Source organism: Acidobacteriota bacterium, assembly GCA_016715115.1.
Classification (GTDB): Bacteria; Acidobacteriota; Blastocatellia; order Pyrinomonadales; family Pyrinomonadaceae; genus JAFDVJ01.
Genome location: JADKBM010000016.1, coordinates 575,086 through 600,252, shown reverse-complemented (window position 1 = coordinate 600,252; position 25,167 = coordinate 575,086). Strand labels below are relative to the sequence as shown.

The following is a 25,167-nucleotide window of genomic DNA, read 5'->3' as shown; positions in this document are numbered from 1 at the left end:
TTAATTGCAGAAACCCAATCGTCAAAACTAACGTTCGACAAATACCGGGGCGTGCTGGTATTTGAAATCCTTGGCGTCGGTCAGCCTTTTGAGCTCCTTGGTCTTCCAATTCATGATCCAGATGCTGTATTCGTTTTCTTCCTTGTTATTCATCCCGATGGCGAGCCACTTGCCGTCCGGCGACCAATCATGCCAACCTTCGGAAAGCTCGTTATCGGTCAGTTTCCAGTTTCGTTTTCCATCCGGTGTGACTGCGAACAGAGAACTTTTTCCGGCCTGCACCGAATTGTACGTGATGAAATTATATTTCCTGACCCACCGCGGTGGCCCGGCGTGATAACTGTGCCATTCGGCCGTTTTGTCGTCCTTCGGATAGGTCGTTAGTTGGCGCCGGCCGCTGCCGTCGACGTTCATTATGAATAGTTCTTCGTTGATCTCGCGGTTAGTGCGATCCTTTTTGTATGCAAAAACGATACGCTTGCCGTCCGGCGAGAAGCTCGGATCGCGGTGTGCGGCGGCCGGTTCGTTAGTGATCTGTCGATATTTCCCGGTTTTGAGATCAATGATGAATAGTTGATAACGGACTTCGTTTCCGATCCGGCCTGAAACTACCATTTCCGTGCCGTTATTGCGGCTTCCCATCCACGAATCCTCAAGTCGCAGGTCGCTGAGCTTTTTCACGTTCTTGCCGTCAAAGTCCATTGAATACAAGAAATAGCAGCGTTTGCAGGCGTCGCGGTCGCTGATGAAAAAGACCGTTTTTTTGTATGCATGATATGTCCATGCAACGTCTTTGTTATTGCTGATGTTGCGCTTGCGCGTCCCATCGGTGTTCATCGCGTAGATCTCGTAGTCGTCGGCCTTGGTATCCTGCGCCACGTTGTACAGAAGTCCGTATTTCGTTTGTGCGGCGACCGTCGCCGCCGTTAACAGAATCGTCAGAATGATCAATAGTTTTTTCATTTTCAGTTTGATCGATCATATGAATCTTTGAGCAGGCTGACGAGTTCGGCGTCGAGCCGCGAGGTGTCTGTGACGGTGACCTGATGCGAGATCCGCGGCATCGGTCCGGTCAGCTTTGCCTTTGAGACGACTTCGTCGAAATCACGCGACCCGAGGTCAAGACCGAGCCGAATTTCGCTCTTTTTGATGTTGATGGCGGCAAACTCGCGTTTCGCCAGGATCGTAACATATGTCTTTTTCGGCAGGATGGTCGCGTCGGGGAAGTTTCGCAGCGCAAACTCGACGACGGCGTCGAACAGCGAACGCATCGCGTCGCAACCGGCGAATTGATTGTTAAGCAATTCGCTTGTGTCGCCGTAGACCGGTTTCCCGCCGTTCGCGTGAATTCCCGCAAGCAGCGACGCGTGCATATGCCCGAACCCGCAATCGGTCTTGAGCCACGCGATCAGATCGTTTCGTTTCTTGATCCCGGAACCGTCGATCGCGACGAGCCAGGCGGCAAGATCCTTGCCGCCCGAGTTGCCGAGATTGTCGATGAATTCCTTTTCAATTTCCCCTGAAGTCTTTTGCATTTGTTATTTTACCTCCACATGCCGAGCAGCAATCCGCAGGCTGCGAAATAGACCGCGATATAGCCGCAGTCGATCAATAAATGTAGAAAGGTCCGGCGTTCGAAGAGTCCGATGATAACGAACATCGCGATCGCCCAGAAGGCGGCAAGCAAACCGGCCGCGACGCCCCATTTCCAGGTAGTCGCCGGATCACCCAGAAAAAACGCCAAATTGTACGACGAAAGATAGGCGAGCAGAAACGTTAAACCAAATGTCTTCAACGGGTTGAACGATTTCAGATCGTCATCCGCTAGACCTGTTTCGCGTTGCCACATCTTGGCAAAAAGCAGCGGTGACCACCAGAATCCGCCGATGACTAGACTCATCAGCGCACAAACGAACACGGCAAAGTGATTGATGTAAAAGTTTTCCATAGCAAACCGAGCATATCGCCGGTTGCGCGGATCCGTATTGGAAAAATTTTACCTAGCCGACGGGAACGTAATTCAGCAGGTCGTTTTTTCGGCGTGCGTAATCGTCCGGAGTGAAACCCGAAAACGTTTTGAAATCGTGGATAAAATGCGATTGGTCAAAAAAGCCCGCACCGTGCGCAATATCCGACCAATCGACTACTCGTTGATTCTCGATCAGTTCGATTGTCTTCTGGAATCTCATGATCTTCAGATAGCGTTTCGGGGTTATGCCGACCTGTTTGGTGAACATTGAAATAAAATGCTTTTGCGAAAATCCGATCTTCTGCGTCAGTTCGCCCATCGAAACGGCATCCGGGGTCGCGACGATGGTCTCGATCGCGTATTCGACACAAGGATTCAGGATCATTCGCGAGAGATGGGCGCGGACCAGAAATTCCTCAACGATCTCAAACTTGCGATTTGAGCGCTTGTTTTCCGAAATCTGCTCGCGCAAAAGCGCAAAGTCGTCGCCCCAGATCAAGTCTGCATCGACCACGCAATCGGCGATCTCGTTCATCGGAAACGGAAAGAACGGATAAGCCATCCCCCGTTTGAACGCGACGATCATCATCGAAGCGTCTTTCCCCGACGGAATCGTGATCGGTTCGGTGCGCACGCCCGAAGCCCAAACGCGATTGCAGGCCTGGATCTCTTTGAGCGAATCGTTATCGTAAATGAATTGCGCCTGATCGTTGAGATCGATGATTATCTCGACATTGCCGTCAGGCAGGAATCTGTCGACGCGGTGCAACGGGCTGAACGCCTCGTGAAAAATAAGGCATTGAACAAACCGGTCGAGCGGTGGCTTGGGAATGTAGGTTTCGAAAATCACGGATCAATCTCGGGAAATCGTGTTCGACATCATAGAACTGAAAAGCCGCCGAGACAACCCCGGCGGCCCAAAAAACCTCTTAGCGGAGAATACTAATTTCCCAATAGCGATCCGCCGGTGACGACGAATGCGTTGTCGACGACGTCAACCTGCATCGTGAGTTCGCTTGGGTCGGCCATTCCGGTGATCGATTCCCAGCGCATCACACCATCGGCAGAGATCACGAACACCCGATTCCCAGTGTGTCTCATCTCGCCGATAACCGACAATGGCGCTGCCGACCCGAACGTCGAAGGGATTCCGGCGCCGATGAAGCTTGCCGGATTCGATGCGCCCCGCGGAATCGCCAATCCCTGAAAGAAATATCCGCTTTTGAAACCCGAACTCAGTTCGGTATCAATCAAGTTGGCATTCGCGAGGACAGCAAATGCGTTTATCGTTCCCGTAACGTCGCCCGCGTAATTGCCGTCGCCGCCGGTGGCCTGGAACGCAAGTTGTGCAGAGTGGTAGTTGCGAATCGTCGAGATCGCGGACGCTTCGTTTGCGGCCCGGCGCGCAGCCAGCAGATTCGGGATCGCCAACGAGGCGATAATGCCGACGATGACGACGATAAGCAGAAGTTCAATCATCGAAAAGCCTCTTTGATTGTTCACGTTTTCCATAGGCGGGGGCGCCGGCTTCGGCTATGAATCGAGCTTCAAATTGCGTGCCAGAATGCCTGATGGCCGTTAAACCAAGTTCAGTCAATAATTTACGCTTTAAGAATAGTTTGCTCACGAAGTTCGCGCCGCAAGAAAACGTCTCAAATGATGACGATTATTGTCAGAATGACGAATCTTGGGTCAAATTGAAGGGCACCGATCCGAGGAGTCACAAAAGACAATAAGTCCGGAGTAAAACTTCCAATCGCTTTACTCCGGACCGTCTGAGAAACTGCTTTCGAAATCTACTTCTTCATCGTCAGTTCGACGCCGGTCGCTTCGAAAGATATCTCGGTGACCGTGCCGTCGGCGTTGACGTTGTCGAACTTCGCGCCGTCTTCCTCGATCATATGCTTAACCTGCTCTTTCGAAAGAGTTTTGACCGTGAAAATGCCTTCCGCTTTGGCGAATGCTCCGGCCGAATTAAGCGGGATGAAAAACTTGTGATCCTTCATCTTGACGCGGACCGATTTCGCGTCCTTTGACGGCGCGAGCTCGAGCCAGCATCCTTCGGTCTTGCAGGAGCGGACGATCACTCCTTCAACGCGCACTACCTTGTTTGCGTACTTCGCCGGGGACTTCATCACCTTGGTGAGTTTGACCTTTTTCGAGTCTCCGAGCGCCGCTCCGCGCTTCAGATAACCATCTGACGGAATCGCTTCCGTCTTGTCCTTTTCCGTCGGCTTCGTCTCCATCTTTTCCATCTGGGCGAAAGCCGAGAGACTGAATGCAAATATGGCGATAACTAACAATAGGTGTCTTTTCATAAATTTACCTCGTGACCAGAGTTGGTGCTATTCAAAATTGTGCCACATTACGGGCAACTTGAAAAGAATCGACGGATGCTGCCCGGACTCGTGCAAGTGATGTCGGTGTGCCGTTTCGCCAAACTTCCCGAAGCTTGTCTTATCCGTTCGATTCGAGTAACGTATCTGAACCTAATCAACTTATGATCCGTTCAGCTCGGTTTTCGGCGCCGTGTCGATGAAGCTGCCGTTCGGATCCAATCGAAAAAAGGGAGACTCTTATGCATTGTCGACATTTTGTCTTGACTTTCGTTTTCGTTCTTGGACTTGCGATTGCCTCCGCGGCCCAACAAACGATCTTCAATGTGCCGTCGACCGATATCTTGCCAAAAGGATCCGTGTATCTTGAATACGGCGTTTCCTTCAAACCCAATGATCAGGATGCGCTGAAAAAATTCTCGGCGATCGTCCCGCGGGTCGTTGTCGGCATCGGCCGCAACGTCGAGGTCGGAGTCAACTTCCTCGGAAACCTTCAGCCGGGAAGCGGAATGAAAACGATCGCGCCGACCGTCAAATGGAGGTTCTACAACAGCGAACGGCGCGGAATCTCGGCGGTTGCCGGAAACACGTTCTACTTCCCGGTCAGCAACCGCACCTACCGTTTCGGTTCATATTCGTTCAGTCAGGTGAGCAAGACTTTCCGCGGCGCCGGCACAAGGGTTTCGGCCGGCGGATACGTCTTTACGAAGAACGTCGTGGCCGAAAAGGCATCGCGCGGCGGCGGTCAGTTCGGAATCGAACAACCGATCAACGGCAAGTTCGGCGTGATGGCCGATTGGATAACCGGCAAGCATTCGATGGGCTATTTGACGCCGGGCGCATACTTCAGACCGACAAACAGGATCACGGGTTACGTCGGCTATTCACTCGGAAATCAGAATCTTAAAGGCGGAAACCATTTTGTGTACGCCGCGGTCGGAATGACGTTCTTTTAGAGAGCGCTGATTGCCCGGACTGATAGACAACACGTCCGCCGACGAACGTCGCTTCGACCTTGAGTCCGAGCAATTCGCTTCGGTCGGCGGCAAATATGTCTCCCGAAAGAATCAGGAAATCCGCTAGTTTTCCAACGGTGATCGAGCCCTTGTCGTTCTCCTGAAACTCTGCGTATGCGGCGCCGAGCGTGTACGCTCGGACGGCGTCGCCGATCGTCAGACCGCCGGGGCCGGTCGACGCCGCGATGCCTTTCAGCGGATCGATCTCGATCATCGCGGCGTCCGAACCGAACGCGAGCCGCACGCCGGCATTGCGGAGATCGGCGAACGTCTTGAAGTACTCGCGAGAATCGACGAAATAAAAGAGCGCGGGCTGCATCGAAGCGATTGCCGGAAGCGGCGCGAAGCGCTTCAGGTCCCACGGCTGGAAGTTGTGCGCGTGCTCGACCCTCAGCCGACGGTCGCGCTTGCCGTTTTGCCTGACGACCCGTTCGAAAACCGTCAGGACGATGTCGTTGGCGCGCGGGCCGATGGCGTGCAGCAAAATTTGGACTCCGGCGCGGTCAGCGGCGGCAAGTCTCCGTGTCAAATCGCGCATCTCGGAGTAATCGCCCTCCGAATAATGTTTGAGGCAGCCGCCGCGGACCATCGAACCCGAATTGCGTTCGATCTTCGGAAGCGGTTTGTCGATCCCGACGCAGTCGTAAACACGCGTTTTCAGCTTTCCACTCTTTTCAAGTTCATTAAGCGGACCCGAAAGATCATCCGACGATACGTCCTGGACGCTCGTGACCCCGAATGCCGCGGCATAGTTGACCGCGGTTTCGAGAACGGCGAGCCTATCGGGCGTCGAGGGCGCGAAGGCCCGGAGTTTTGCGGCCAGCGCTCCACCAACGGGCATTGAAGCGTTCGTGATCCCGGCGATCTCCAGGGCCCGCGAGTTCGCGATCGAGAATCGCGCGTCGCGGCCGTAGAGCAAAACGGGATTGTCGGGCGCGGCCTCGTTCAGTTGATCGAGCGTCGGCGCGTTTGCGGCGACCCATCCGCTTCCGAGGATCCATTCGCCTTTGGGGAGAAATCGCGCGTGAAGACGGATTTTCTCGAGCGTTCCTTCGACGTCGCCGGCGCTGCGCAGATCAACCGAGAAAAAGCGAAGCCCGACGTTCATCAGGTGAACGTGGCTGTCGTTGAATCCGGGAATTACGAGTTTGCGGCCGGCGTCGATCGTTTTCGTGCCGGGGCCGATGAATTTTCCGGCTTCGGCGCTCGAGCCGACGAAAATGAATCGCCCCTCCTTCACGGCGATCGCCTCCGCCTTCGGCCGGACGTCGTCGATCGTCCTGACATTCGCGTTGACGACCACAAGATCTGCAAACTGTGCGGATACGGATGGCGCAAACGCGAAAAACAACCCGAGCATTGAAATGGGACCGACGATCCTTTTCACAGCGTATTTCATCGAAGAATCATCTCAATTTGAAGACCGTCCGACCGTTCATTACTGTTCTCAGAACCTTCACCTGACCGATCGCGTTCGGATCGATCTTGAAGATATCGTTCGACAAAACAACGAAATCGGCGAGTTTCCCAACCGCGAGTGTGCCTTTTTCATTCTCCTGAAACTCGGCGTAGGCCGAGCCTTCGGTGTAAGCCCGAAGCGCTTCCTCGACGGAGATCTTCTGTTCCGGAATCCAACCGTTCGGGTTCTTGTCGTCGAGGGTGCGTCGAGTGACGGCGGCGTAGATGCCGAACATCGGATTGAGCGGCGCGACGAACCAGTCGGTCCCAAATGCGAGCCGCGCGCCCGAATCGAGGAGTGTCCGAAACGCGTAAGTTCCATTGAGACGCTTCTGATCGAGCCGTTTCCAAGCCCAGCGCCCGTCGTCGATCACGTGAAACGGCTGCATCGAAGCGATAACGTTCGCCGCCGCGAAACGTTTGATCAGGCCGTCGTTCAGGTGCTGCGAATGTTCGATACGGAAACGCCGGTCGCGCGGTCCGTTTTCCTTCGCGACCTTTTCGTAGATCTTGACTATCTCGTCGTTTGCCCGATCGCCTATAGCGTGGATCATCACCTGCAATCCAGCCTTGTCGGCCGCCGAAACGTATCCGTAGGTTCTTTCCGGATCTTCGATCGCGAGTCCGCGTGAATCGGGTTTGTCGAGATAAGGTTCGTAAAACCACGCGGTCGTCGACCCGAGACTGCCGTCGGCAAATCCTTTGAGTCCGCCGACACGGAGCAGCGGATCGCCGAACGCGCGCGTCACGCCGGTGTTGGACCAACGCCGCCAGTCGCCGAGCGGTGAAACGGCGTAAACCCGCGTCTTGAGCTTGCCGTTCCGCGCGAGGTCCTGAAGCACGCCGATATCGGAACCGGCAGACATATCCTGGACGCTTGTCACGCCGAGGCTTGCGGCATAATTTGTCGCCGCCGTCAGATAATCGACGCGTTCGGCGTAAGAAAATGCCGGAATGACGCGGTTGATATATCCCATCGCCTCGTCTTTGAAGACGCCCGTCGGATTGCCGTCCTTGTCGCGGACGATCTCGCCGCCGGCGACCTCCTTCGTATTTCGATCAACGCCGGCGAGTTTCATCGCGAGCGAATTGGCAAGCGACATATGCCCGTCGAGCCGATTGATGAAGACCGGATTGTCCGGCGTCACGGCGTCGATCATCGCCGCCGTCGGCAGATCGTTCGGCGTCCAGTTCTCGTGGTCCCAATTGCCGTTCTGTATCCAACGGCCTTTTGGGAGCGTCGCCGCGAAACGCCTAATGCGCTCGACAAACTCGGCAGGGGTTTTGGCGTCGCGCAGATCGACGCTTGAGAGCCCGGCGCCGCCGTCGAGAAAATGGACGTGAGCGTCGTTGAATCCGGGAATCACGAGTTTTCCGCCCGCGTCGATGCGCTCGGTTTTCGGACCGGCGAGCAGTTTGATCTCGGCGGTCGTCCCAACGGCGACGATCCGACCGTTCAGAACCGCAAACGCCTGCGCCGTCGGTTTAGAGCGGTCAAGCGTCCGGACGTTGGCGTTGAAGACGATCAGATCGGGCTTGATATCAAAAGGGAAAACACCGGCGGCACAGATCGCGGTCAAAAATGCGGCTACTAAAAATTGTCTCATGACAGCGATTGTAATCGTGAGCGACGGAAAATTGAAAGTCAGGGCCATCCTATCGACCCGACTGGAGCGCAAGCGTCCCCGCTTGCATACGGCGTGCAACGCCGTAAAGGCCGCGGCGTCTGATCCCCGACCCCGTTCGCGCTCCGCGCTCATTGCAGGCGGGGACGCCTGCGCTCCAGTCTGACTGCTCACCGACTAGATCTCGATCCGTTGCATTCGCGATTCGAACGGCGCGATCTGATTCGTGATCAAAAACCACTGGGCCGCGCCGACGAACAGCAAAAAGGGAAAAAGGGAAAAAGGTTAAAGGCAAAAGGCAAAAAAGTTGCTGGGGGCGAATGAGAAAAAGGCAGAATTCAGACTGCGATGGTGGGACCAAGCTGAACGAGGTTCGGCCGACTTGATGAGCCGGCCGAAGGATGATTCGTGGAATCGGTGTAATTCGTGGCAGCTAATCTCAGATCTCGAGCCGTTGCATACGCGATTCGAACGGTGCGATCTGATTCGTGATCAAAAACCACTGGACCGCGCCGACGAACAGCAAAAAGGGAAAAAGGGAAAAAGGGAAAAAGGTTAAAGGCAAAAGGTAAAAAAGTTGCTGGGGGCGAATGAGAAAAAGGCAGAATTCAGACTGCGATGGAGGGACCAAGCTGAACGAGGTTCGGCCGACTTGATGAGCCGGCCGAAGGATGATTCGTGGAATCGGTGTAATTCGTGGCAGCTAATCTCAGATCTCGAGCCGTTGCATACGCGATTCGAACGGTGCGATCTGATTCGTGATCAAAAACCACTGGACGGCGCCGACGAACAGCAAAAAGGGGAAAAGGAAAAAAGGGAAAAAGGTTAAAGGCAAAAGGCAAAAAAGTTGCTGGGGGCGAATGAGAAAAAGGCAGAATTCAGACTGCGATGGAGGGACCAAGCTGAACGAGGTTCGGCCGACTTGATGAGCCGGCCGAAGGATGATTCGTGGAATCGGTGTATTTCGTGGCAGCTAATCTCAGATCTCGAGCCGTTGCATACGCGATTCGAACGGCGCGATCTGATTCGTGATCAAAAACCACTGGACGGCGCCGACGAACAGCAAAAGGAAAGGAAAAAGGGAAAAGGTTAAAGGCAAAAGGCAAAAAAGTTGCTGGGGGCGAATGAGAAAAGGCAGAATTCAGACTGCGATGGAGGGACCAAGCTGAACGAGGTTCGGCCGGCTTGATGAGCCGGCCGAAGGATGATTCGTGGAATCGGTGTAATTCGTGGCAGCTAATCTCAGATCTCGAGCCGTTGCATACGCGATTCGAACGGTGCGATCTGATTCGTGATCAAAAACCACTGGACCGCGCCGACGAACAGCAGGATGAACGAGTTGAAGTAGATTCCGCCCGTCGAGAGCGCGTTGATGTCGAGATAGTAATTCGCCGCGAACGCAACGGGAATGACGATCAGGCTTGACGGCAAGGCGAGCAGGAACGTTGCCAGGTTGAGTGCAAGAACGATGAAACGCAGACGCTCCGATTCATAGCCGAACCAGATCGTCAGCGCCAGAACGACGGCGATCGAAGTCACGCCGAGCCACAGATTTCGCAAAATGGTCTTGTTGTACATAGATTTTCCTCCCGAAATTTCAGAGAATCCGCGGCCGCCGATCCGTTTCCTTTTTGGTTGCACCGCGGCCTTAGACGCTTCGCCGGAAGCTTTTGTTCCCGACCGCGGTTCGCGTGGTATAATTTCCGAAAATTATGTCGACCAACGATCCGGCCGTCGGAACCGTCAAAGGGCCAGGCGACGAACCGCACGAATATCTTTTCATCACGCGCGACAACCGCCAGACGCGGATCGGCGAGTTTGTTTACTATGAATCGCGCGACGGCGTCGATACGATGCGGATCGTCGGGACGATCAAAGGCCGGCGCCTTGTGCGCAATCTTCCCGACGCGTTTCTCGCCGATCCGAACACACCGCCGTCGCTCGTTTCGGCGCTCATCGGACTCGATTCCGGCGCGACCGAGCTTTACGAGGTGACGGTCGAGACGATCGGTTTCTTCGACCAGTCGGTTGGCGATTTCAACAATCCGAGGATTCCGCCGAATCCGGGCGACACGTGTTATCTGGCCTCGTCCGAAACTCTCGCCGAAATGCTCAGCCCGAAACAGGAATCGGAGAACGGCTCGGCGCATATCGGCAGTTTGCTGACACGAAAAAACGGCGAGGTTCCGATCGTCCTTTCGGTCAAGGACGTTGTTTCGACACATCTCGCGATTCTCGCGTCGACCGGTTCGGGCAAGTCGTACACGGCCGGCGTTCTGGTCGAAGAGTTGATGCGTCCGTACAACGGCGCGGCGGTCCTGATCGTCGACCCGCACGGCGAATATCACACGATGAGTTCGATCCAGGGCGATTCGCAATTCGCCGGGCCGAACGGATATCAGCCGGAAGTCCGAATCTTCACGCCCGACAAGATCAAGGTCAGGTTTTCGTCGCTGACCGAATCCGATATTCGATATCTATTGCCGGACGGGACGAGCGACAAGATGCTTCATTTTCTGTCGCAGTCGTTCCGAGGGCTTGAACTGAAACTTCGTGCGGAAGGCAAACGCGATTATCAGTACGGTTACGACGATCTCGACATCGAGGTCGAAAACCAGAAGTTCGGCGACGAAAAGAAACCGGGCGCGGGCGGAAATATTTCATCGATCGACGGGCTTTTGTGGCGTCTGCGATCGCGGTTTCAGAAGAAAAACTCGTTGTTCCACGACAGCGAGCATCTTGAGTTGACCGAGCTTTTCAAGCCCGGGCGATGCACGATCCTTCAGCTGTCCGATATCGAGCAGCACGAACAGCAAGTAATCGTCGGAACGCTGCTTCGACGGATCAACAAGGCGCGGATGACGATGGTCCGCGGCGAAACGCCAAAGGAGACGGGCGACGCGGTCGGTTATCCGGTGTTCACTTTGCTCGAGGAAGCGCATCGCTTCGCTCCGGCCGGCGCGAGCGTCGTTTCGACGAACATCTTGAAACAGATCCTGTCCGAAGGCCGAAAATTCGGCGTCGGAATCGGACTGATCACGCAACGCCCGGGCAAACTCGATCAAGACGTTCTGTCGCAGTGTATGACGCAGATCATTATGCGAATTGTTAATCCGATTGATCAGCAAACGGTCGCGCAGTCAGTCGAAGGCGCGGGCCGCGCGATGCTCGCCGAACTGCCGGCGCTGACCAAAGGCCAGGCCATTATTTCGGGCGTCGGCATCAACACGCCGGTGATGTGCCGCATCCGCAAGCGCCTGACGAAACACGGCGGCGAAACGTTTGACGCGCCGGCCGAATGGCAAAAATGGCACTCGCCCGAGTCGGGTTCAAGGCGCGAGGAAAAGGATTCTCCGTATCTCAAGCCGGAATCGGGAAAAAAGACTGAGAAGATCGGGAACATTAGGATCTAGCGATTTTCGATTTGATGGAGTTCGGTGGATGCGTCGGAATTCACGTTAACCCAATTTATGCTATCGGAGTTTTTCCAGCGAAAAGACGTGAAACCGTCTGCTGATATCAGCGTCTACTATCAAAGATGACCAAAAAATTCATAAAACGCTTTCCAAACGCCGCCGCGGGACATTTCCGCGAGGCGCAGGGATTTAGTGTCTCGTCGATCGGGATCGGAACGTATCTCGGCAATTGGGACGAGGAAACGGACCGGAAATACACGGACGGGATCGTGCAATTCGTCGAATCGGGCGGCAATGTCATCGATACGGCTGCGAATTATCGTTTTCAGCGTTCGGAACGGAGCATCGGCGAGGCGCTTAAATCGCTCGCCGAAAAGGGTATCGGACGCGATGAGTTGTTCATCTCGACCAAGGCCGGTTTCCTGCCGTTCGACGGCGAGCCGCCGAAGGACGTAAATCATTATTTCGAGGAAAATTTCGTCAAAAAGGGAATCGCGCGGTTCGAGGATTTGGCCGGCGGAAGCCATTGTATGACGCCGGATTATCTCGAGGATCAGATCGATCAATCGCTGCGGAATATGTCGCTCGAATCGATCGATCTCTTCTACATCCACAACCCGGAATCGCAGCTCGGCGCGGTCGACAAGTATACGTTCGAAGCGCGGCTCGCGAAGGCTTTCGAACGGCTCGAAGAGATCCGAGGCTCACGCCGGATCGGGTTCTATGGCGCGGCGACGTGGAACGGTTTTCGGGTCTTGCCGGACAACGCGAGTTATCATTCGATGGAGCGTATGGTTGGAGTTGCGCGCCAGGTCGCGGGCGATGAACACGGTTTCCGATTCATTCAGCTGCCGCACAATCTCGCGATGCCAGAGGCGTATCTCATTCCGAATCAGGCGGTTAAAGGCAAAGTTTACACGGCGTTCGCGGCCGCCGCCGAACTTGGCCTGACGGCTATGTGCAGCGCGTCGATCCTCCAGGGCAAACTGACGCACAGCGTGCCGTTTCATATCCGCGAAACGCTCGGCAATCCGTTGACCGACGCGCTTTCGGCGATCGAATTCGTCCGTTCGACGCCGGGCGTAACGACGGCGCTCGTCGGTATGAGCAGCGCCGCTCACGTTGTTGAAAATATGAAATTGGCCGAATCGGAGCCCGTTTCGGCGGAACAATTCGCGCAGCTTTTCGCAACGGAATGACCGCGAAGATCGTCACATTCGGCCTGACGTTTCTGATCAGCGCGGCGATCGGCGCCGGACTTTTTGTTGTGCTGATCATCGTTCTCAACGGTTTTTCGGAACGCGACGCGAATTGGGCGATCGGGGTTTACATCGGCGGCGCGTTCCTTCTCAGCGCGATCGTTTCGGCGCTCGCGGCCTTCGCGCTTGGCCCGATGTTGAAACGTGAAATGAACCCGTTTGTCAGCATCGCGCTCGCGGTCGTTGTGTTTTCATTCATTGGCGGAATCCTCACGACGGGTTTGATTTTCGTGTCCGCGCTCGTCGCGGAGATCGTGAGAACTTCGAGGTAATCAATGGAGATCAAGAACTACTCGGAATTTTGGGATTTTTATGTCGGCGAGCACCGCGATCCGGTGAATCGGCTGTTGCATTTCATCGGAACGACGCTCGCAATGGTTTTGCTCGTTTGGTTCATCGCGACCGGCAGATATTTGCTTCTCCCAGTGGTCCTCGTCGCCGGTTACGGCTTTGCCTGGGTCGGTCACTTTTTTGTCGAGAAGAACAAGCCCGCGTCGTTCAAGTATCCGCTGTGGTCGTTCATTTCGGACTACAAGATGGTGTTCTATATGTTGACCGGAAAGATGAACAGGGAAGTGGAACGGATCAGGACGAACTGATTCAAGATTCCAAATTCCAGAATTCCAAGTTACATCGACCAGGAATCTTGGAATATGGAATTTGGAATCAAAGAGCGTCCGACACCCTCTCCAAAACTCCGTTGAAGCGGTACGAGATATTGAAATGCCCGCCGTCGAATTCTTCGTGAATGTGATCGATCCCGAAATCCCGAAGTCTTGAGGCCAACACACGGGCGCCGACGTCGAGCGCGAACTCGTCGCTGGTGCCGGCGTCGATGTAAAGCAACTCAAGGGACCGCAAGTTTTCCACAGACTTTTCCACAAGCCGCACCGGATCGTTTTCGAGCCATTTCGCCCAAATGTCCGGTCGCAGTTCGCCCGTCTCGAGATCGAACGGAAGATCGAATCCCGTGCCGTTCGGCGAGTAGCACGCGCTCATTCCGATCAGATTGAGTCCGTCGAAATCGTGCTTGCCTTTTTTCGCTTCCTCGTTCCACATCTTTGCGATCAGCGCGTCGGGGTCGCCCTTGATCGCGCGGTACGCTTTCACGAAATCCGGGAGATAACAGCACTCGAAGTAGGCATCGCCGGCGGTCGAGCACACGAGGCCGAAACGATCGGCGTGGCGCATCGCCATCATCAGCGCGCCGTAACCGCCCGAGGACTTGCCAATCACCGCTCGCGACGCGCGATCGGGAATCGTCCGAAACGTCGCGTCGACGAATCCGACGATCTCATCCGTCAAATAACTCTCGTAATTGCCCGTTGCGGTCGAATTCAAATACTGCGAACCGCCGAAGCGTGTAAAACAATCCGGCAGAACCGCGATCATCGGACGGATCCGCTCCGTTGCGATCAATCGGTCCATCCGCTCGGCGAAATTCGGTGTGAAGGCACTGTCGTTGAGCAGCATTTTCCCGCGGCCGGTGAAACCCGAAAGAACATAGACGCTCGGATAACGGAGCGATTCATCGTAATTCGGCGGCAGATAAACATACAGATCGCGAATGTGCGGATCGCCCGCCGGGTTGTTCTCAAGTATCCGGCTTTTATGCTGAAGGCAAACAACGGTACCATTTTCGATTTGTGATTTCTGATTTCGGATTTGCATAGTTTTGACGAATCTAGTTTAGAATTGATTCTTGCTTTTGGAAAAGTCGGGATTGATTACGGCCAAATCCGCAATCCCACATCCGGATTCCCAAATCAAGATATGTCTGGCGATCTGTTAAACGTAAACCCCAACGCCCTTAACTCGACGATCGAGTTTCTGACGGCGATGATCACGCCGGCGTTGCTGATATCGGCGACCGGTTCGATTGTGCTTTCGACCTCGACGAGGCTCGGACGCGTAATCGACCGCGTTCGCATTCTCGAAGACCGTTTGGCGGATCTGATCACGACCAAGGACAAGAGCGAAGTATTGCTTTATAGCCGGCGGATCGAAGTCATCATTGACCTGCTCGACAAGGTCACCAGCCGTTCGCGCTTGCTTCAGCGCGCGATGGTCGTTTTTTACTGGGGACTCGCCATCTTTGTCCTGACCAGCGTTTCGATCGGGATCGTCGGGATCTTCGGCATTTATAGATGGATCCCGATACCGGTCGGGCTGATCGGGATCCTGTTTCTTTTTTACGGGAGCGTCCTGATGATGCTCGAAGCGCGGATGGCAACGGCGACGATTAATGCTGAAATGGATTTTACGTGGTCGCTCGCGCGTGAGGTCGCGCCGCCCGAAATAATGGCGAAGTATCCCGCAGGCGGAATGTATGGAACGACAACCGGAGCCGCGGTTTCTGAAATTGTGGCGAAGCGGCGAACTCGAAAAAAGAGTTGAGCGTCTCGAAAAACTTCTCGAACGCTGCATCGTTTGCCCGAAAGACTGCGGAAACAATCGTCTGAACGACGAGATAGCCGCTTGTTATTCGGGCAGGCTGCCGATTGTTTCGAGCTACACCGCGCATTTCGGCGAGGAACCCGTCCTGTCCGGCACGCGCGGCGCGGGCAACATCTTTTTCGGGAACTGCAACCTTCGCTGCGTTTACTGCCAAAACTATCAGATCTCTCAAACCTGGAAGGAGCAAAAGCGGAACGAGGTGACGCATGAGCGTCTTGCCCGAATGATGCTCGAGCTTCAGGATCGCGGCTGCCACAACATCGGGTTCGTCTCCCCGACCCATTTTGCGCCGCAAATGGCGCGGGCGGTCCTGATCGCAGCCGAGAACGGTCTTCGGCTGCCGATCGTTTACAACACGAATGCTTACGATTCGGTCGAAGTTCTAAGATTGCTTGAGGACGTCGTCGACATCTATCTGCCGGATCTGAAATACGCCGATTCGGACGCGGGATTTCAGTTTTCGAAAGTCCGCGATTACGCGGCGCATGCACGTGGGGCAATCGCCGAGATGTTTCGGCAGACGGGCGCCGATCTTGATTACGGCGACGACGGATTGCTGAAACGCGGGCTTGTGATAAGGCTCCTGGTGCTCCCGAACGACATCGCCGGGATCGAGGAAAACCTTCGCTGGATCCGCGATGAGTTGTCGCCGAGCGTCGCGATTTCGCTGATGGCGCAGTATTACGCGACCAACAAGGCGGCGACCGACGAACGATACATTCTGCTTTCGCGACGGATCTCCGAAGGCGAATGGCTCTCGGCCGTTTCGTTGCTCGACGAACTGGGTGTCGAGGAGGGCTTTATGCAGGAATACGAGTCGGCGAGCCATTATTACCGGCCCGATTTCACGGACAAGGACGAGCCGTTCAAGGATATTCGGGATTTTGGCGCTGATTGAGGGGGAATTACGGATTCGGGAGCCTGTCGGAAACTGAATCAACTTCTTCAAGCGTGCGGAGCACGCGAGCTTGCGATAGCACCACGTGGAGCGAAGCGGAACGTGGTGGCCCGTCGCACCGACTTCCAAAGCGTGTGTAACACGCGTAACTCTAGCGGATGCAATGGGTCCGCGTGGTACACACGCTCGCTTGAGTTAATCGCGCGGACACCACGTTTCGCTCCGTTCACGTGGTGCTATCGGACGTGCGTGTGCTCCGCACACTGAATCGGTTTCTCCGACAGGAACCTCGCGGCCAGAATTGAAATGGCCTGAGATCAGGGTCTCCGGACTTTCGAATCGAACGGCAATTCTGTTCTTTCGGCATCGTCCGGATTTGTGTTTTCCGTGCGTTTCGTGCGAAGAATTAAAGAATATGAAAGTTGGAGACAAAGCACCTGATTTTATCCTGACGGACCTCAACGGCGAGAAGTGGAGTCTGCACGATCAATCCGGCAAAACCGTCGTACTGCTCTTCTATCCGGGAGATGACACGCCCGTTTGCACGGCTCAATTGTGCTCGGTGCGCGACAATTGGTCGCATTATCAGGAGACCGGTGCCGAGGTCGTCGGGATCTCGACCGACTCTGTGGGTTCGCATAAAACGTTCGCCGACAAGTATAATCTGACGTTGAAGCTTTTGTCGGACGACAAAGGCGACGTTGTCCGCGATTACGAAATGAAATCGTGGCTTCCGGGAAAGTCGGCGCGCGGCGTTGTCGTGATCGATAAACAGGGCAATATCGCATACCACAAGGTCGAAAGCCTGAGTCTGTTCAGGCCCAAGGACGAAGACGTGTTGGAAGCGATAAGGAAAGCGGGTTAGAAATCGGAATTCGGATACGCCGACGAATCACTCCAAAATCTAAAATCCAAAATCGAATTATGGGTATTTTTTCAAACGACAGTTTCAAATGTATGCGGTGCGGCCGCAAAGGCGAGCAGATGCAGTTTGCGCCATTGCCGAACGAACTCGGCGCTCGGGTTTATAACGAGATTTGCCAATCGTGCTGGAAGGAATGGCTGCAGAAGCAGAACCAACTGATCAATCATTTCGGGATCGATGTTTCGAGCCCGGACTCGCACGATTTTCTGTTCGATAATCTGAAGATATTCCTCTTCAACGAAGGCGTCGAACTCGCGCAGATCGACACTTCGAAAGAAGGTCAGGTGAACTGGTGATCTTGATTTCGGAATTGGGATTGGGGATTTGGGAATTGCGATTTGCGATCGCGGAAAATCCCAATCCCAAATCCCAAATCCCAAATCCCAAATCACAAATTCCGAAACAGTACCGGTCGCGACGGTGCGGCATCCGCCGCAAACGGCGCTATCTGCAGATTCAAAAGATAGACGCCGTCGGCGATATCGTCCGGGACGAAGATTAGCTCCGTGACCGTATTTCCGACGCGCGTTTTTTCGTTGGCGTCAAAACTTCCTGGCTCGATGTTCCAGAAGATCCTGTGATTCGCGAGTTTGCCGTCGTCGTAAATACGGTCGATCGACGGCAGATCGACGAGCAAATGCCGAAAACCGGATGCGGCGATGAATTCCATTGCCTCGGTCGTGAAATACGGCGGCACCGTTTCGAGATAAGTTGTCGTTTTTTTCGACGCCGGATTTGGCAATGTTCTGATTATCATTGATCCGACATTCGAAATAGTTGATAGCTGAGAGCTGATCGCGGCAAGTGCGGCTCGAAGCGCACGTTCCGTGATCAACAGATCGTCCGCCGCGATGGGGACAACGTATTTCTCGCCGGTATCGCCTGCGGGTTCGGCGGCGATCGAGATCAGCGCCGCGATCGAAAAGACGTCGCGAAGGCAGTCGATAACGGCGATCCTCTCACTCGTAACGTGCCCGACGCATTCGGTGTGCGTGCCGTTGCAGTGCGGAATCATCGTAACTTTTTCAAAATTACAGCTTCCGCCGCGGCGCGTGTCGCCGACGAGAGGACCCGATTCGCACGCTTGCGAGGTGGCCCGATCGACGCCGAACGCATTCGGTTGCCCGCCGGCGAACTCCATCGGGATCGCGATCGAGATCGGATCCGAAGCGTCGAACTCGTTGCCTGCAAATGTGATCTTCATCGGCAATCGTTCACCCGAGCGAAGACGTCCTTAAGGTCGAGTTCGTCAACATTGTCGATTCCGGCGCAAAGTTCCATCAAAAACCGGTCCTGCGCGTTGCCTTTTTGCTTTGCGAAAGAATACGGCAGATCGTCGCGGAACGTGACCATCGAGTATTTCGAAAAATACTCCGGAAACTCGTGTTCGAGCCTGGTTTCGAGCTCGCGCTTGCGTTGAAAGACCGGATCGGCGACCGAATCGCGCATCTCGTAGAAGTTCTCTTCCGCCATTTCCGCGATCGCATCGGCGTTCGGTTTGCGCACGCGAACGAAATCGTCAAAGACCGTCGCCCAGTCCGTTCCGTGTGTTCCGACCAATTCGTTAAGTACCCGGCAGTCTTCGAAAGAGGCGTTCATTCCCTGACCGTAGAACGGTACGACGGCGTGCGCCGCGTCGCCGATCAGAAGTGAACTCCCGCCGACGTTCCACGGATGACATTTGACGGTGCCGAGATTGCCGACCGGATTCGTGAAGAAGTCGCCGACGAGCGTCGGCATCAGAGGGATCGAATCGGCGAAATTCCTCTCGAAGAACGACATCAGCGATTCGCGGTCGACGAGTCGCTCAAAACCATTCTCGCCCTTGTGCGCGAGAAACATCGTGACCGTAAAACTGCCGTCAAAATTCGGCAGCGCGATCATCATAAACGAGCCGCGCGCCCAAATATGGAGCGCGTTCTTCTCAAGCCGGAAGCCGCCGTCTTCACTCGCGGGAATGTGAAGTTCCTTGTATCCGTGTTCGAGCCAATTGATCGAGAAATCGAAGCGCTCGACATCGCGGAACATCGCGTTGCGGATAACCGAACCGGCGCCGTCGGTTCCGATCGTCGTATCGGCCTTGAGGGGCAATCCGTTTTCGAGCCGCGCCTCGCCGGTCCGGCAATCGAAGGCGACGCAGCGTTCGTTGAAATGAAAGCGCACGCCCGGATACTTTTCGGCCTCGTCGATGAGGGCGGCGTTCAATCCGCTTCGCGAGACGGAATTGATGAACTCGCCGGCACGCCCGGAATAGGGCAGCAGCTTTGTCGAGCCATCGAGTCCGTGGATCATCCGCCCGTACATCGGAACCGCTTCCGCAAGCATATACGCGTCGAGCCCGACCTCGCTCAGAGCACGGATCCCGCGATTCGAAAGAGCGAGATTGATCGACCGCCCGGCGGCGACCGTCTCGCGCCGCATATCGCCGCGCGCCTCGTAAACATCGACCCCGATCCCGCGTTTCGCGAGATAGATCGCCAACAGGGAACCGGACAATCCGGCACCGATGATGATTACCTTTTCGTTTGACATAACTTTCGATACAAAAGGTTGTCGTCGCAACGCCAACCTAATCGCAGAAACTCCAAATGCCCCGCTCAAGCCTCTCCAACTCCCATTCCGTTGCTTCCGGGGAAAGCCGTAGTGCGTATCGCCGCAAATCGGCGGTTTCATATAGCATGGTTAGCATCATTAGTCGGCGGCGAAACTCTTCGTCGAGCGTACTGTCAGAATAACCGTATGCGCGGAAAAACTCACGTTGAAGTTGGCCCTGGCCTTGAATCATCAGTACGCCTACGGCCAAGAATTCGTATTCGTGAAAGCCGCATCGCGAATCGGCGAAATCGAACAGTCCGGAGATCTGCAACGGTCCGCTTTGATTGAACTTCAGATTTCCAAAATGCACATCCGAGTGCAGAAACGTGTTCGCGCATTGACGGGGGATGAGTGGCAGACTCTCTTCAAGAAATCTCGGAAGCGCGCTGAGAACCTTCGCATTGACGCCGTTGGAGGTCTGGCGTTCAATCAGGGTCGCGGCCCGGTCCTCGACGAACCTGTCCCAGTCGAATTCGAAGCCATCGGTGGCGAGGGCGTGAAGTTCCCTGAAGCCGGCGGCGAGTTCGACGACGAAATCTATCTGTTCACGCTTGGGAATCGTCAGCCATTCTGCACGCGTCAGCGATCGGCCGGCGATCTCGGTCAAAACCGCGTAATCGAGACCCTCGATCCGGCCCTCAGCGATTATCTCCGGAATCTTGATCGACGTCGTCCCGGCAACAAGCCGGATCGCGCGAAGCTCGCGTTCGAAACAATTGCGATTCGGGCGGTAGATCTTGACGATCAGATTCGTGCCGGCGCGAAAAACCACGTGATCGCTGCTCGCCACGCGTTGAAGCGGACCGTCGAACCTGTGCCGAACGCAAATCGACCGCGCGGTCGATTCCCACGACGGCGAATCAGCTTGTTCCGTAAACCTTTCGATAAGTCTATTTCGCACCAAATGCCGAGAATCATTGTTTAACGCACGGTCAGAATAACCGCAAGCGTGAAAAATTTCATCCTGACGCGCGGGTCCAACTGTTTCTTGTCTTTCGGGCACATCGCCGTCGATGAATTCGGACACCCTTGGTTTCCGCCGGGCTTGTCGTGCGGGAACTGTTGTCGTGTCCACAAAAAGCGACGTGGTGAATGAGTTGGGTGGCAATCGATCTGAGCGCTGTGCTAAGATAGGACCCTCTAGTTTCATCATTCTCTGGTGTTTGGACATGGCCTTTAGACGAGGTCTTTTTTGGGCGATTTGGGAGTAAGAAGTATGATCAGACAAATCTTGACATTGTGTATTATGGCGGTGGTCGTTCTTGGTAACGCGGCGCAATTGAATGCGACGACCTTGAGTTTCAATCCGAATCAGACGATGCCCGTCGCCATTCCGGACAACAACGCGACCGGCATTACGCGGACGTACACCGTCACCGGGATCCCGGCGGGTGCGACCGTGAATTTCGTCACGATGACGCTGACCTTTTCGGTCACTCATACCTGGGTCGGCGATCTGCGGACAACTCTGACATCGCCGGACGCTGAGGTTCATAGGTTGTTCTACGACATCGGCGATACGGCGTCGCCGGGGGGGGCAGGAGACAGTTCGAACCTGACCGGGCCTTATACGCTGGCGGACACCGGGGCAACGACGCTCTGGACGGGAGCCGGCGGCGGCGGCGACACTTTCGTGGTCCCGTCGGGAACCTACAGAACGACAAACATCAACGTCAATACCGCGACGAGCATCAACACGACCTTCGGTTATCCTGGCGTGCCCTTTGCCGACTCGCTCTTCGGCGTAAAAAAGGAAAAACCGCTTCGGCCGGAATCCGCAGAACTGACGAACGGCACTTGGACGCTGGTGATGTCCGATAATGCAACGGGTGATACCGGAACGCTTTCGGTCGCCCGCCTCGACATCGACTACATCGTTCCGACCGCTGCGAATGCAACTGTCAACGGCAGACTGCTGACGCCGGAAGGCCGCGGCCTAAGCAACGCCGAGGTTCGGATATTCAATCTCAGTACGGGCGCTATCGAGTCGACCCGAAGCAGTTCGTTCGGGCATTTTGAGTTCAGCGATCTTCCCGTCGGCAACGATTACGTCATCAGCGTCTTCAGCAGACGATTCCAGTTTTCGGATCGGGTCATATCTCTCAACGAAGACGTCACGGATCTGGTTTTGCAGGCAAACAGTTTCTAATCGGGAAGAAACCTCAAAAATCTATGGCTCCGCCGAACTTGCGGAGCCTTTTTTCTTGACTATTTCGCGTAATAGCCCCGCCGTGTGCGCGCGACGACATCGGGGCGATTAATGACCTCGACGCGGATCTCGCGCCATTTCCCGTCGCGCTTGTCGTCGGTCGGTTGATATGCGACGCCGTAACCCGTGCTGAGATCATCGAGCACCCGTTCGTAAACGCCGTTCAGATCTTCGAACTTGGCCGCGTAGTAAAGCTGCCCGCCGCTTTCTTCGGCGAGAAACGAAAGCGTCGCGCGCGCCTGTTCGTAAACCCGTTTGGACAACGTGCAATTGAATGGGGAATTGACCGCGCACGGCGACTTGTCTTCGGTATCGATGTAGATCGGGACGACCGCGGCATCGTTCGCGCGAACCGTTTCGACCAGTTCCGCGAAACTTATCCGCGATCCGAAGGCGAATCTCGTGACATAGAGCAACGCATTGTCGGCGCCGTCCGACATCATCACGACCGCCCGCCGGCGTTTCGGGTCGCGGTCGCCGAACATCCTCTCGATCGCAAATTTAAGCGAATCCCAGACAAATGAACCGCCGGTGCTGCCGATCTTCCCGGTTTTCCTGATCAACGCCTCGCGGTCGGATGTCAGTTCGGAAAGGACGTCGATCTTGTTTGTGAAGGTCACGATCGCGATCCGGTCGTCCGGTCGTGCTGCTTCGACGAAACGCTTTGCACTTTTTCGGATCAGATCCTGCTTCAACGCGGTCGAGCCCGAAAGGTCGAGCAGCAAGACGAGATCGAACGCGGTCGCGGATCTTGAAAAGTAAGCGATCTCCTGCTCGACGTTATTCTCGAAGATTTTGAAGTCCTTTCGCTCGAGCGAACCGACGTTGGTTCGAAAGTCCTTGCTCAGTACCCGAACGGTGAGATCGACGATGTTCGAATCGACCCGTATCGTATCTTCGTTTCCGACCGACGACCTCGACAACTCCTGCGTTTCGGCGAGCAGTTTCGGCTTGTTCCTGAGCGTCGGCGGGTCGACATTGAGTCCGCGGATCGACGGCATACGATACGTCGATTCAAGAAATTTCATATACGGATTGAGCGGCGGCATTTTGTACTTCGCCCGCCAACCGTCGATCTTTTCGGCGCTCTGGATCGGTGAAAGGACCAGAAACCCGTTCTTTTCGGATGCTTGAGTGCCGAAAAGCTGTTTCAGCCCCGACCGCAGACGCAGGCGATCGAGAAACGCGGCATAATCTTCGTTCAGCGGGACCTCGCCCTTCGAAACGGCGAGCGAGATGACCGGAACAAGAGCCGTTTGGGTCCCGAAGGAAATGAAGTTCTTGAGCACGTAAAAGAGAGCCGAAGTCCCCGGTTCACCGACGAGGCTGAGCGTCGGCCAGCCGCGTGTTCTGAATATATCGCAAAGCTCGTCCTCGCTTTTGTCGCGCTTCTTATCGATCGCTTTTTCCCGCGTTTCGAGGCGGCTTTCAATTCCGAAAACGCCTCGCGTGAGATTGTTCTCGCGCTCGCGAAGCGCGGCTTTGTCCCAGAACCGGTTGATCGTGTCTTTTTTGAGGTCGACGAGGCGCCCTCTGAGTTTCTTGTCGAGCGCCGATCCGGGAGTGGAACCGAGCTTGATCATCATCCGCTCGATATCGTCCGGCGAAACGCACGGCGTATCGCTCTGCTGCTGCGCCAGGCCGACCGCGGAGGAACAGAGCAAAAAGAAAGCAAGGAGCGCGATTCTCATAAACCGAGACAGCGTCGAAGAATCTCTGAAAACCTGAAAACGTCCTGGAATGAATTATATAACGGTGCCGGAGCGATGCGGATTACGTCCGGTTCGCGCCAGTCGGCGACGACGCCGTGATCGGTGATCGCCTTGAACAAATCGCGGTCCGATTCGCGGACACGAATCGACAGTTGGCAACCGCGCTGGGCCGGATCGGACGGCGTGATGATCTCGATGCGATCGGTTTCGATCTGTTTCAGGAGAAACTCGAGAAATCCCGTCAGCTTCAACGATTTAGCGCGAAGATTCGCCATTCCCGCGTCGTGAAAAACATTGAGGCTCGCGCGAAGAGCCGCCATTTGCAGGATGGGCGGGTTCGAGATCTGCCAGCCTTCGGCGCCGCGCATCGGGTGAAACTCGTCGCCCATCAGGAATCGCGTTTGTTTGTCGTGTCCCCACCAGCCCGCAAACCGCGGCAAATCGAAACGTTCGGCGTGACGCTCGTGAACGAAAACGCCGGCGATCGCGCCAGGCCCGGCGTTGAGGTATTTATAAGAGCACCAGGCGGCGAAATCGACGTCCCAATCGTGGAGTTTGAGCTCGAGATTTCCGGCCGCGTGAGCGCAGTCGAACCCGACGACCGCGCCGATCTCGTGGCCCGCTTTTGTTATCGCTTCGAAATCGAACGCCTGGCCGGTGTAATAATTGACGCCGCCGAGCATCACGAGCGCGATCTCGTCACCGTGCGCTTGGATCGTCGCGACGATATCGTCGGTCCGCAAGGTCGATTCGCCGGCGCGCGGCGCTAACTCTACCAAGCAATCCGCATTCCCAAATCCCAAATCCGAATTCCCGTTGTGCCAATCGAGTTGCGATCTCACCGCGTATTGGTCCGACGGGAAGGCGCCTTTTTCGATGACGATCTTGCAACGCTTTCCGCTCGGGCGGTAAAACGACACCATCAGCAGATGTAGGTTGACCGTCAGCGAGTTCATCACGACGGTTTCTATCGGAAGGGCGCCGACGACCTCGGCCATATTCGCGGCGAGAAACTCGTGATAGGGAAGCCACGGGTTTTTCGCGTGAAAATGCCCCTCGACGGCGAACTTCGCCCAGTCGTCGAGTTCCTGGTTGACGTATTCGCGGACGGATTTCGGCTGCAGTCCGAGCGAGTTGCCGGTGAAATACAGGACTTTTTCACCTTGCGCGTCGAGCGGGAAATGAAATCGCTCGCGAAATGTCGCGAGCGGGTCGGCGGCGTCCATTTCCGCCGCGAATTGTGCGGTGTTTTCGAATGACATCTTGTTAATTTCTGCCCGCGAATCAGCGCG

General features: G+C 55.3%; 25 protein-coding genes. 10 read left to right on the top strand and 15 right to left on the bottom strand.

Features of this window, described 5'->3' with window-relative positions:
- Nucleotides 1–27: 27 nt before the first annotated feature.
- The 6 genes from IPN69_20520 to IPN69_20495 form a co-directional block, all read right to left on the bottom strand.
- Nucleotides 28–963, bottom strand: coding sequence for a PD40 domain-containing protein (locus tag IPN69_20520; protein ID MBK8813097.1), 936 nt, complete (start codon nt 961–963; stop codon nt 28–30).
- A 2-nt stretch (nt 964–965) separates the two neighbouring features.
- Nucleotides 966–1,535, bottom strand: a complete 570-nt coding sequence (locus tag IPN69_20515) for a DUF4287 domain-containing protein (GenBank protein MBK8813096.1) — start codon at nt 1,533–1,535, stop codon at nt 966–968.
- Nucleotides 1,536–1,543: 8 nt separating this feature from the next.
- Nucleotides 1,544–1,948, bottom strand: coding sequence for a DUF1761 domain-containing protein (locus tag IPN69_20510; protein MBK8813095.1), 405 nt, complete (start codon nt 1,946–1,948; stop codon nt 1,544–1,546).
- 52 nt (nt 1,949–2,000) lie between these two features.
- Complete coding sequence (locus IPN69_20505; protein ID MBK8813094.1) at nt 2,001–2,819, bottom strand: helix-turn-helix transcriptional regulator; 819 nt, start codon at nt 2,817–2,819, stop codon at nt 2,001–2,003.
- A gap of 92 nt (nt 2,820–2,911) precedes the next feature.
- The gene (locus IPN69_20500) at nt 2,912–3,448 is read right to left on the bottom strand and encodes a type II secretion system protein (protein ID MBK8813093.1); all 537 of its coding nucleotides are present in this window, start codon (nt 3,446–3,448) and stop codon (nt 2,912–2,914) included.
- A gap of 317 nt (nt 3,449–3,765) precedes the next feature.
- Nucleotides 3,766–4,287 (bottom strand): DUF4920 domain-containing protein, encoded by a 522-nt coding sequence (locus IPN69_20495; GenBank protein MBK8813092.1) that lies wholly within the window; start codon nt 4,285–4,287, stop codon nt 3,766–3,768.
- A 260-nt stretch (nt 4,288–4,547) separates the two neighbouring features.
- On the opposite strand from IPN69_20495, the gene IPN69_20490 reads away from it, so the two are divergent.
- Nucleotides 4,548–5,261: a hypothetical protein gene (locus tag IPN69_20490; GenBank protein MBK8813091.1), complete on the top strand. Its 714-nt coding sequence runs from the start codon at nt 4,548–4,550 to the stop codon at nt 5,259–5,261.
- On the opposite strand, the gene IPN69_20485 is transcribed toward IPN69_20490, so the two are convergent.
- From IPN69_20485 to IPN69_20475, 3 genes are all read right to left on the bottom strand, one after another.
- Nucleotides 5,209–6,720: an amidohydrolase gene (locus IPN69_20485; GenBank protein ID MBK8813090.1), complete on the bottom strand. Its 1,512-nt coding sequence runs from the start codon at nt 6,718–6,720 to the stop codon at nt 5,209–5,211. The two genes, IPN69_20490 and IPN69_20485, sit on opposite strands and share 53 nt — an antisense overlap.
- A 7-nt stretch (nt 6,721–6,727) precedes the next feature.
- Nucleotides 6,728–8,386, bottom strand: coding sequence for an amidohydrolase (locus IPN69_20480; GenBank protein MBK8813089.1), 1,659 nt, complete (start codon nt 8,384–8,386; stop codon nt 6,728–6,730).
- A 1,260-nt stretch (nt 8,387–9,646) separates the two neighbouring features.
- Nucleotides 9,647–9,982 (bottom strand): hypothetical protein, encoded by a 336-nt coding sequence (locus IPN69_20475; GenBank protein MBK8813088.1) that lies wholly within the window; start codon nt 9,980–9,982, stop codon nt 9,647–9,649.
- A gap of 134 nt (nt 9,983–10,116) precedes the next feature.
- On the opposite strand from IPN69_20475, the gene IPN69_20470 reads away from it, so the two are divergent.
- The 4 genes from IPN69_20470 to IPN69_20455 all read left to right on the top strand — a co-directional run bounded on the left by IPN69_20470 (nt 10,117) and on the right by IPN69_20455 (nt 13,678).
- The gene (locus IPN69_20470; GenBank protein MBK8813087.1) at nt 10,117–11,817 is read left to right on the top strand and encodes an ATP-binding protein; all 1,701 of its coding nucleotides are present in this window, start codon (nt 10,117–10,119) and stop codon (nt 11,815–11,817) included.
- Nucleotides 11,818–11,942: 125 nt separating this feature from the next.
- Nucleotides 11,943–13,019, top strand: coding sequence for an aldo/keto reductase (locus IPN69_20465; GenBank protein MBK8813086.1), 1,077 nt, complete (start codon nt 11,943–11,945; stop codon nt 13,017–13,019).
- The gene (locus tag IPN69_20460) at nt 13,016–13,351 is read left to right on the top strand and encodes a hypothetical protein (protein MBK8813085.1); all 336 of its coding nucleotides are present in this window, start codon (nt 13,016–13,018) and stop codon (nt 13,349–13,351) included. Before IPN69_20465 ends, IPN69_20460 begins: the two co-directional genes overlap by 4 nt.
- 3 nt (nt 13,352–13,354) lie before the next feature.
- The gene (locus IPN69_20455; GenBank protein ID MBK8813084.1) at nt 13,355–13,678 is read left to right on the top strand and encodes a DUF962 domain-containing protein; all 324 of its coding nucleotides are present in this window, start codon (nt 13,355–13,357) and stop codon (nt 13,676–13,678) included.
- A gap of 67 nt (nt 13,679–13,745) precedes the next feature.
- Here the strand turns inward: IPN69_20455 and IPN69_20450 are convergent, their stop codons facing one another.
- On the bottom strand, nt 13,746–14,750 hold the full coding sequence (locus IPN69_20450; GenBank protein ID MBK8813083.1) for an esterase: 1,005 nt from the start codon (nt 14,748–14,750) through the stop codon (nt 13,746–13,748).
- A 102-nt stretch (nt 14,751–14,852) separates the two neighbouring features.
- Here IPN69_20450 and IPN69_20445 point away from each other — a divergent pair, with 102 nt between their 5' ends.
- From IPN69_20445 to IPN69_20430, 4 genes are all read left to right on the top strand, one after another.
- Nucleotides 14,853–15,476 (top strand): DUF2721 domain-containing protein, encoded by a 624-nt coding sequence (locus tag IPN69_20445; protein MBK8813082.1) that lies wholly within the window; start codon nt 14,853–14,855, stop codon nt 15,474–15,476.
- The gene (locus tag IPN69_20440) at nt 15,409–16,434 is read left to right on the top strand and encodes a radical SAM protein (GenBank protein MBK8813081.1); all 1,026 of its coding nucleotides are present in this window, start codon (nt 15,409–15,411) and stop codon (nt 16,432–16,434) included. Before IPN69_20445 ends, IPN69_20440 begins: the two co-directional genes overlap by 68 nt.
- Nucleotides 16,435–16,849: 415 nt before the next feature.
- Complete coding sequence (locus IPN69_20435; protein ID MBK8813080.1) at nt 16,850–17,299, top strand: peroxiredoxin; 450 nt, start codon at nt 16,850–16,852, stop codon at nt 17,297–17,299.
- 59 nt (nt 17,300–17,358) lie between these two features.
- Nucleotides 17,359–17,655 carry a Fe(2+)-trafficking protein gene (locus IPN69_20430; GenBank protein MBK8813079.1) on the top strand — a complete coding sequence of 99 codons (297 nt, stop codon included), beginning with the start codon at nt 17,359–17,361 and terminating at the stop codon, nt 17,653–17,655.
- Nucleotides 17,656–17,747: 92 nt separating this feature from the next.
- Here the strand turns inward: IPN69_20430 and IPN69_20425 are convergent, their stop codons facing one another.
- From IPN69_20425 to IPN69_20415, 3 genes are read right to left on the bottom strand one after another with little or no spacing between them, the layout of a single operon-like run.
- A complete protein-coding gene (locus IPN69_20425; GenBank protein MBK8813078.1) occupies nt 17,748–18,563 on the bottom strand; it encodes a cyclase family protein in 816 nt (271 codons plus the stop codon).
- Nucleotides 18,560–19,891, bottom strand: a complete 1,332-nt coding sequence (locus IPN69_20420) for an FAD-dependent monooxygenase (protein ID MBK8813077.1) — start codon at nt 19,889–19,891, stop codon at nt 18,560–18,562. Before IPN69_20420 ends, IPN69_20425 begins: the two co-directional genes overlap by 4 nt.
- 37 nt (nt 19,892–19,928) lie before the next feature.
- Nucleotides 19,929–20,855 carry an aminoglycoside phosphotransferase family protein gene (locus IPN69_20415; protein ID MBK8813076.1) on the bottom strand — a complete coding sequence of 309 codons (927 nt, stop codon included), beginning with the start codon at nt 20,853–20,855 and terminating at the stop codon, nt 19,929–19,931.
- Between the two features lie 315 nt (nt 20,856–21,170).
- On the opposite strand from IPN69_20415, the gene IPN69_20410 reads away from it, so the two are divergent.
- Nucleotides 21,171–22,103, top strand: coding sequence for a carboxypeptidase regulatory-like domain-containing protein (locus IPN69_20410; protein ID MBK8813075.1), 933 nt, complete (start codon nt 21,171–21,173; stop codon nt 22,101–22,103).
- Nucleotides 22,104–22,162: 59 nt separating this feature from the next.
- Here IPN69_20410 and IPN69_20405 read toward each other — a convergent pair whose 3' ends face one another.
- A complete protein-coding gene (locus IPN69_20405) occupies nt 22,163–23,854 on the bottom strand; it encodes a VWA domain-containing protein (protein MBK8813074.1) in 1,692 nt (563 codons plus the stop codon).
- Complete coding sequence (gene kynU / locus IPN69_20400; GenBank protein ID MBK8813073.1) at nt 23,851–25,137, bottom strand: kynureninase; 1,287 nt, start codon at nt 25,135–25,137, stop codon at nt 23,851–23,853. The genes IPN69_20405 and kynU overlap by 4 nt, the downstream gene beginning before the upstream one ends.
- Nucleotides 25,138–25,167 lie beyond the last annotated feature (30 nt).